This is a genomic window from Methyloparacoccus murrellii (genome assembly GCF_054657115.1).
Genome location: NZ_BAAHXD010000028.1, coordinates 35,515 through 43,949, shown reverse-complemented (window position 1 = coordinate 43,949; position 8,435 = coordinate 35,515). Strand labels below are relative to the sequence as shown.

Sequence of the window (8,435 nt, the reverse complement as noted above, 5' to 3'; positions counted from 1 at the left end):
ATTTCGTCCCGGCCCGGCGCCACCAGTTCCACCGTCAGGTCGCCCGCCGACACCTTCTCGGCGGCAGCCGCGGCAAGCTCGACCGGCCGGACGATGCGCCGGGCGAAGGCCGCCGCCAGCCAGGTGCCCAGCAGCAAGGCCAGGGCGGCCGTTGCGATGGCGACCCAGACTTCGCGCACCAGCAGGCGATCCAGCATGCCCATGGAAACATGCAGCAGCAGGGCACCGGTCGGTAGGGCTTTCGCGTCCGGCCGCTGTCCCCCCCCGCCGTCGGCAAGATTCGGCAACAGCGCCAGCGGCGCGGCGATGGCGATGTAATCCTCGTCCAGCCGGCTCCCGGCCCGGCCCTGGGCCATGACGTCCCTCAGCAGGCGCAGGTCCGGCTTGGCTGGAGCCGGCTTCGGTCCCGCGCCACCGCGCATGGCCATGTTCTCGACCTCGGCCTGCCGGTTCACCACCCATACGCGCTGGATGTCGCCCTCTTCCACGATATGGTCCAGCAGTTCCTGCACGCCCAGCGAATCCAGCATCCCGGCCAGCATGCGGCCGTCCAGCCCCACCTGCACGATCCGCGGCTGATCGACACCCGGAACGCCGACATACTTGAAGGGCTGGCCATCCACCTCGCGCGGCTTGAGCTGCTGGACGACGGCAGGTGGCGGCGCGGGCGACAGCAGCGGCCAGAATGCCGATGCCTGCGGCTGGAGGGCGGGATCGGGGGAAAACTGGAAGTCGATGTCCGGCACGGTATGCAGGTAGGCATGTCCACGGGCGTCGGTGATCCAGATTTCCGACAGGTTGTCGGGGCTCACCATGCTCCGCAACCGCTCGGTGATGGCAGCGGCCGGCAGCTGGCAGGCCTCGGCAACGGCGACGAAGTGCGCCAGGATGCCGGCCGAGCTCATGAGATCGCGGGCGATCATGAATTCCATGCCCTGCCGGGTGCTCTGGCTGACCTCGATGCTGCGGGCCAGCACACTGCTCAGCAGCTGACCGTCCTGCATTGCCTGGCGCAGCACGGTCTGGCGCGAGAACCAGCTCATGCCGACGGCCAGAACCAGCACGGCGAGGGCCAGAAACGGCAGGACCATCCACAGCAGTCGGGCTCTCAGGCTCATGGGCGATGCGGAACCAAAAACTTGATTCTACCCCGAGGCAGACCAGCCATCGGCCCGGCGCGAAGCATGCCCGCTCATGGCCCCGCATCGTGCAGCAGGTCGGCACGTCCGTAGCGCGCCACCACGCGGCCGGTCGCGCCCGCCTCGCGCATCTGCCAAGCCCACAGCTGATCGCCGAGGCTGAAATGCCACCATTCCCCCGGATGCCGGCGGAAGCCGGCGTCCGTCATCACGCGGCACAGCAGGCAGCGGTGCGCATGCGCCACGGGGTCGAGCGCCATGAAGTGGTCCGGCTCGGAACGCGCGGAGTTCTCGTCGATCGGCGATCCCATGTGAATCTCGCGTCCTTCGGCATCGCACAGGCTGAGGTCGACCGCCGCACCGGTGCTGTGCGGCGGCGGCGTGGCGGGATCATGGCTGGGGGGCGCCCAGATGCGGTAGGCGCGCTCCAGCAGGATGGCGCGTTCCGCCGCCGGCACCTCGCGGGGGATACGCCCGCCGGCGAGCTGCCTGAACTCCCGCTCGACCATGAAGGCCTGCACGGCAATCGGCCGATAGGCGTCGAACAGCCTGAGCCACCATCCCGGGCGCAGCCGCTGCAAGTGCCGCTGCGCCCGGGTCAGCGCCTCGAGAACGCCGAGCCGCAGCCGCCAGGGAGCGCTGCCATGATACGGCGCGCCCAGCGCCACGTAGGGGTGAGGCGTGGCCAGCCGGAACCGGGCCGGCGGAATCGTCACCAGCGGCTCGCCGCATTCGGCGATCGGCAGACCTTGATAGGGTTTCATGGATGGACTCTACGTGGCGGACGTCGGGGCGGCCTGAGGTCTTCCGGCGACAGGCGCGGTTGCCATGCGGGCCGCGGGGACGGCGATGGCCGAGAATGCCTCATCCCGCCTACAACCACTCCTCGTTGAAGATGAAGAAACTCCTCCTGTCGCTGCTGGCCTTCCTGCTGATCCTCGAGGAATGGATCTGGGAATGGCTGACGGCGCTGGGCTACCGTCTGTCGGCCTGGCTGCACCTGCTGAGCTTCGACCGCTGGCTGCTGGCGGCCAGTCCCCGTGTCGCAATGGCCACCTTCCTGCTGCCGGTCCTCCTGGTGACGCCGTTCAAGTTGGTCGCCGTCTGGCTCATGGCCCGCGGCCATGTCGTGCAGGGTATCGCCCTGCTCGTCGCGGCCAAACTGGCCGGGACGCTCCTGCTTTCGCACCTGTTTGCGCTGACCCGGGAGAAGTTGCTGAGCTTCCGCTGGTTCGCCCGGCTGCATGGCAGCGTGACCTATTGGCTGGGTTGGGCTCGCGAACGCATCCGGGCCACGGCGGTTTATCGCCAGGCACGGCTGATCCGGCAAATCGCGCTGCAGCGCCTGTCGGCCTGGCGCCGTCGCCTGCAGCCGCTGGAAAGCGACAGCGCGGGTGACCGGTCCTAGACCGGCGGCGGTAAGTCGGATGGTGCCTGGCCGATCGCCGACTGGCTGCGCGCCAGCAAGGCTTCCAGTTCCAGTTCCTGCAGGCGGGTCAGAACCTCGCCGGACCACTGCATCATGTGCCGCAGCCGGTCGACGATCTCGGCCAGATTGGCCCCCTTGTCGACCGCCTCGACGATCTCCCGGCAGACGGCATGAAACAGGCGGTGCGGCCTGTCCAGCGCGTCGTAGGCGGCCATGCCGCGAAAGACGCGGCCCTGCTCGCGATACCAGCGATCGAGATCGCACTCGCCCTCCGTGATCGAGACATGCAGCCATTCGCCCATCGACGGTGGATCGCGGCCGAAATTCCGGGCGATCACCCACTCGATGAAGTTGCGCCGCCAGCACAGGTGATCCATCTGCGCCATGTGGATGAAGCCGATGGGGCTGCCGGCCCAGTGATGGTCCTGCTTGAGGTATTCGACCAGCTGATCGAGCGGCATCGGGCGCCCCATCCAGTAGCCCTGTCCCTCGGTGCAGCCGGCATGCAGCAGGAAATCATAGACTTCGGCACTCTCGATGCCCTCGGCAACCACCTTCACGCCAAGCTGGTGCGCCATGTAGATGCAGGACTTGACGATCGCCATGCTCTTGCTGCACGCCAGTACCCGCTCGACCAGGCCCTGGTGGATCTTGACCACGCTGAACGGCCACTGGCTGAGTACGTCGATGGTGGAATAGCCGGTGCCGAAGTCGTCCATCGCCAGCGCGATGCCCATTTCCACCAGGGCGTGGATGTTCTCGCGCACGACCGGCGAGCTGTGGATCAGCGAGGTCTCCGTCAGTTCGACCTGCAGGTAGCGGGGATCGATGCACAGACTGCCGATGGACCGTCGCAGACGATCCACGATCTCGCTGGAATCGAAGTCCTGGGCGGTCAGGTTGAACGAGAGCACCAAGGTGGGATGCAACTCGTGAATGAGCACGAAATCGACCAGCAGCCGGTCCAGCATGCCCTTGGAAATTTCCCGGATGAAACCGCTGGATTCGGCTTCCGGCAGGAAATCGGCCGGCTGGACCATGGTCCCGCAAGGCTTCATCCAGCGCAGCAGTGCCTCGACGCCGGACAGGCGGCCATCCTGCAGGCACACTTTCGGCTGGTAGTAGTACACGAACTGGCCCTCTTCGAGAGCCTCATTCAAAGCCGATTCCAGCGATGAAGGCATGGCAGGCATTGGGGATAAGGCGTGGGTCGGGATGGTAGCACGCATGCCCAAGCCTAAGGCCCGGGTGCCTGCCCCACACGGTTGCGGCCCTGGCGCTTGGCGGCGTAGAGCCCGTTGTCGGCAGCCTTGATGAGCGCCTCGTAACCCGGCATGCCGGGCGCACGCACGGCGACGCCGATGCTGAGGCTGCCGCGCCATTCGGCGGTCCCGAGGGGCACCCGCAACCGTGTCCCCGCCTCGCGCAGCTGTTCGGCGATGAGGAGGGCACCTGCCAGCGGGGTATCGGGCAGGATGACCAGAAACTCGTCGCCCCCCATGCGGCCGACGAAATCGTCGGTGCGCAGACTGTCACGCAGCAGCCAGCCCAGCTGCCGTATCACCTCGTCGCCGGCATCATGGCCATGGGTGTCGTTGGCCTGCTTGAAACCGTCGGCATCCAGCATCAGGCAGGCCAGCGGCGCATCCGACTGCTCGGCTGCCCGCCAGGCGCGGGCCAGCCGGTAAAGCGCCTGACGCCGGTTGGGTAGGCCGGTCAGGGCGTCGGTATTGGCCAGCTGCTCCAGCTGGCGATTGGCTTCCTGCAGCGCCTGCGTGCGCTCGGCGACCTTGCGTTCCAGCGACGCGTTGAGCTGCACCAGCTCGCGGTTGCGTTCGGAAACCTCGTGAAACAGGCCGTTCAGGGCGCCCAGCAGCAAATCCATCGCCCCATCCGCCGTACGGCGGGTGTTGTCCAGATAGGCCCGCTCGGGCGACATGCCCCCGTGTACTGCCATCAGCTGGCTGGCCATGGATCTGTCGGTCCCGAGAATGTGATAGGCCAGCCAGTGAATCAGGTACATCAGCAGGCGCTGCGCCCCCTCCGGATCACCTTTCAGCATGTTCTGCCGCAGTCGCTGAACTTCGTCGAGAAAGTCGGCGTGTTGCTGCACGTGCAGCGTCTGGAAACGTTCGTCCAGCCGGCTCTCGGCCATCATCGCCTCCTCGGCCTTGAAGTGGTAATCGGCATAGGCGGCCAACTCGGCGAATACCGTTTCGAGCTCCGCCAGATCGAGATCCGCCGACCCCGTGAGGTGATCGCCGAAAGCGTTGATGAGCTCGACCAGCCGCAGGTGCTGCTCGTCGATGTCGCCGATACCCGTTTCGAACTGACGGGTCCACTGAAACGATTCCATGGGCTTCAGGCCTCTCGCGGGTGATGTTTATCGGGAGCCGCCGATTCACGGCGGCTCGAACAATCCGGATATCCGGCAGTCCTAGCAGGTCTCATGAGCCATGGCGATGCGCGTCCGGGCAAACGGTCTATAGTCGAACTTATAAATATAACCATTTTGGGAAGCCGCCCGGGATACCCCTCGATCCTTCGTGGTGAAAAGATCGCCTGCATGCCAATGAAAAACCTCCGCCAGAGCCGCGGGAAATGCCTGTGGAACTGGATTCTGACTGCTGCCGTCATGGCGGCAGGCGGCTCGAGCCAGGCCAGCGCGAACGAACCGGTAACCCTGCAGCTCAAGTGGAAGCACGCGTTCCAGTTCGCCGGCTATTACACCGCCCGGGAACAAGGCTATTACCGTGAGGCCGGGCTTGACGTGACCATCCGCGAGGCCAGCCCCGGGCTCGATGCCATCCAGGAAGTCGTCGCGGGCCGGGCCGACTACGGAACCAGCTCCAGCAGCCTGCTGCTGGCCCGGCAGGCGGGGCAACCAGTGGTCGCCCTGGCCGCCATCTTCCAGCACTCTCCCTACGTTCTGATAGTGCCCGACCGTGGCTACGCGCAGAGCGTTCACGATTTGCTGGGCAAACGCATCATGATGGAGCCTGGCGCCGAGGAACTGCTCGCCTACCTGCGCCGCGAAGGGCTGACGGAAAGGCAGTTCACGCGTCTGGAGCATAGTTTCCAGCTGCAGGACCTGATCGCCGGCAAGACGGACGCGATGGCGGCCTATGTCACCATCGCTCCGTTCCTGCTCGGCTGGGCGTCCTTTGCCTATCAGCTATACAGTCCGCGCGCCGCCGGAATCGACTTCTACGGCGACAACCTCTTCACCACCGAGCGGGAAATCCGGCAGCACCCGCAGCGGGCACTGGCGTTTCGCGAAGCCAGCCTGAAAGGCTGGCGGTACGCCCTGGAGCACATCGACGACACCATCCGGCTGATCCGCGAACGCTATGCGCCGCAGGCCAGCCCCGAGGCGCTCGAATTCGAGGCCCGGCATATCGCGCCGCTGGTCCAGCATCCGCTGGTGCCGCTGGGCTACATGAACCGCGAGCGCTGGCGCCACATCGCCGATGCCTATGCCGAGCTGGGCATGCTGCCGGCAGATTTCACGCTGGACCGGTTCCTGTTCGAGGACACCGGCTGGACACAAGGGCGCCAGTGGCCGCATGCCTACCTCGCCGCCGCGCTGGCCAGCCTGGCGCTGATCAGCGGCGCCGCTCTCCACGTCTACCGCCTGCACCGCCGCCTGCGGGACAGCGAGGCGCGTTTCCGGCTGGTCATCGGCAACACGTTCGACACCACCTGGGTATATGACGTTGCCCGCGACCGGGTGAGCTGGTATGCCGCGTTCGAGTCACTGTTCGGCTATGCCGCGGAAGAACTGGGCAGAGGCGTGGCGGCCTGGCGGGAGCGGATTCATCCCGATGACCGCAGGCGTGTCATGGCCAGCATCCGCCGCACGCTCGATTCCGCGCAATGCCGATGGACCTGCGCCTATCGTCTGCGCCGCAAGGATGGGCGCTACACCGAGGTCGAGGACCAGTGCACGATCGTCCGCGATGCCGCAGGCCGGGCCATGCAGCTGATCGGGGCCACGCGCGATGTGTCCCGCCGGCGCCGCCAGGAGGCCGAACTGAGGCACCGCACACACCTGCTGGAGGTTGCCCAGCGCAATGCCCACATCGGCTATTACGAGGCCGATCTGCGCCTCGGCCGCTGGACCAGTTCGTCGGTGTGGACGGCATCCTCGGCATCGGCCCGCGGTTCGCAAGGACTGCCGAAGCGTGGAGCAGTCTGATCCATCCAGAGGACAGGCCGCGGGCCATGGCGCATTTCCGGCTGGTGGTGCAGATCGGCAAATTCCTCAAGGATCAGTACCGGATCGTTCGTCCCGGCGGTGGACAGATCCGCTGGGTGGACGCCTGGGGCAGCATCGAATATCAGGATGGCACTCCCGCGCGGCTCATCGGCACCATCATGGACATCACCGCACGGAAAACGGCGGAGCTGGAGCTGGAACACCACCGCCACAACCTGGAACGCCTGGTGGCGGAACGGACCCAGGCCCTGCAGGACAGCGAGTATGCCGCGCAATGCCAGCGGCAGCGCCTGGCCGATATCATCTGGGGCACCCATGTCGGCACCTGGGACTGGAATGTCGTCACCGACGAAGTCGCGTTCAACGAGCGCTGGGCCGAAATCCTGGGACTGACGCTGAAGGAGCTGGAACCCCTGACCATCCGCGCCTGGACCGACCTGGTGCATCCGGACGACCTAGACCAGGCGCTGGCCCAGCTCAAGCGCCACTTTGCCCGTGAGCTGGAATTCTACGAGTGCGAATTCCGCATGCGGCACCGCAGCGGCGACTGGGTCTGGGTCCTAGACCGCGGGCGGGTGGTCGAATGGCGCGAGGACGGCAAGCCGCTACGCATGTCGGGCACGCATCTCGACATCACCCGCCGCAAGGAGTTGGAACTCGCCTTGCAGGAAAGCGAGCGGCGCTATCGCGAGTTGAGCGAGAATCTGGAGAGAATGGTCAAGCAGCGTACCGCCCAGCTGGCCGCCGCCAGTGCCGCCAAGAGCCAGTTCCTGGCCCACATGAGCCATGAGCTGCGGACGCCCCTGAACGCGATCCTGGGCTTCGCCCAGGTGCTGGAGCAGGACCGCATCCCGGCGGAGCAGCGCGAGACGGTCGGCCTGATCCGCGAGGCCGGCGATCACCTCCTGGGCATCATCAACGATGTGCTCGACCTGTCCACTATCGAGGCCGGTCGCTTGCGCCTGGATCGGCAGGCCTTCCTGCTGCCGGTCTTGGTGCGCCGGGTCGATCGCCTGCTCCGCCACATGGCCGAGACCAAGAGGCTGTCCCTGCAGATCGAGGGACCGGCCGCCGCGCCGCCAACCCTGCTGGGTTATCCCGACCGGCTGGAACAGGTGCTCATCAACCTGCTGGGCAACGCCATCAAGTTCACCGAGCAGGGCCAGATCCTCCTGACCGTACGGTATCGGCCGCGGGATTCCGCAAGCGGGCGACTGCGCTTCGAGGTTCGCGATACCGGTATCGGCATGAAGCCCGGGGTACTGGCGAAGATCTTCCAGCCCTTCAGCCAGGGCGATGCCAGCCTCACCCGCCGTTTCGGCGGCACCGGGCTGGGTCTCGCCATCAGCAAACAGCTGGTGGAGCTGATGGGTGGCAAGCTGGGCGCGAGAAGCCGGGAGGGGCACGGCAGCCTCTTCTGGTTCACGGTACCCGTCGACACCCCCCAAGGGGTGTGATCGGACACCAGGCGGCATCTGCCGCATCCCCGGCAACGGATCCCCGGCCCCCGGGCGTGGACGAGCCGCGATCCGGCTGAACGCGGGGGGGGGTAGCGGGTACGGCCCGCCAACCGTGCGCGCCGGCGATTTACCCTGCTGCCGGGCTCGAGGTCCGGCCGCCACCCGCGTGGCGACAGCCATCCGCGAGG

General features: G+C 66.6%; 7 protein-coding genes. 3 read left to right on the top strand and 4 right to left on the bottom strand.

Annotated features, from left to right (window positions below):
- The coding region (locus ACYQ1H_RS09565) for a HAMP domain-containing protein (protein ID WP_460027820.1) at nucleotides 1–1,118 on the bottom strand (1,118 nt) is incomplete at its 3' end.
- A gap of 74 nt (nucleotides 1,119–1,192) precedes the next feature.
- Complete coding sequence (locus ACYQ1H_RS09560; RefSeq protein WP_460027819.1) at nucleotides 1,193–1,903, bottom strand: M15 family metallopeptidase; 711 nt, start codon at nucleotides 1,901–1,903, stop codon at nucleotides 1,193–1,195.
- Nucleotides 1,904–2,034: 131 nt separating this feature from the next.
- On the opposite strand from ACYQ1H_RS09560, the gene ACYQ1H_RS09555 reads away from it, so the two are divergent.
- Complete coding sequence (locus tag ACYQ1H_RS09555; RefSeq protein WP_460027818.1) at nucleotides 2,035–2,547, top strand: hypothetical protein; 513 nt, start codon at nucleotides 2,035–2,037, stop codon at nucleotides 2,545–2,547.
- Here ACYQ1H_RS09555 and ACYQ1H_RS09550 read toward each other — a convergent pair.
- Nucleotides 2,544–3,728 (bottom strand): EAL domain-containing protein, encoded by a 1,185-nt coding sequence (locus tag ACYQ1H_RS09550; RefSeq protein ID WP_460027817.1) that lies wholly within the window; start codon nucleotides 3,726–3,728, stop codon nucleotides 2,544–2,546. The two genes, ACYQ1H_RS09555 and ACYQ1H_RS09550, sit on opposite strands and share 4 nt — an antisense overlap.
- A 77-nt stretch (nucleotides 3,729–3,805) precedes the next feature.
- Entirely contained in the window at nucleotides 3,806–4,924 is a 1,119-nt protein-coding gene (locus ACYQ1H_RS09545) for a GGDEF domain-containing protein (protein WP_460027816.1), read from the bottom strand.
- 210 nt (nucleotides 4,925–5,134) lie between these two features.
- Here ACYQ1H_RS09545 and ACYQ1H_RS09540 point away from each other — a divergent pair, with 210 nt between their 5' ends.
- Nucleotides 5,135–6,766, top strand: coding sequence for an ABC transporter substrate-binding protein (locus tag ACYQ1H_RS09540; protein WP_460027815.1), 1,632 nt, complete (start codon nucleotides 5,135–5,137; stop codon nucleotides 6,764–6,766).
- Nucleotides 6,703–8,244: a PAS domain-containing sensor histidine kinase gene (locus ACYQ1H_RS09535; protein WP_460027814.1), complete on the top strand. Its 1,542-nt coding sequence runs from the start codon at nucleotides 6,703–6,705 to the stop codon at nucleotides 8,242–8,244. Before ACYQ1H_RS09540 ends, ACYQ1H_RS09535 begins: the two co-directional genes overlap by 64 nt.
- Nucleotides 8,245–8,435 lie beyond the last annotated feature (191 nt).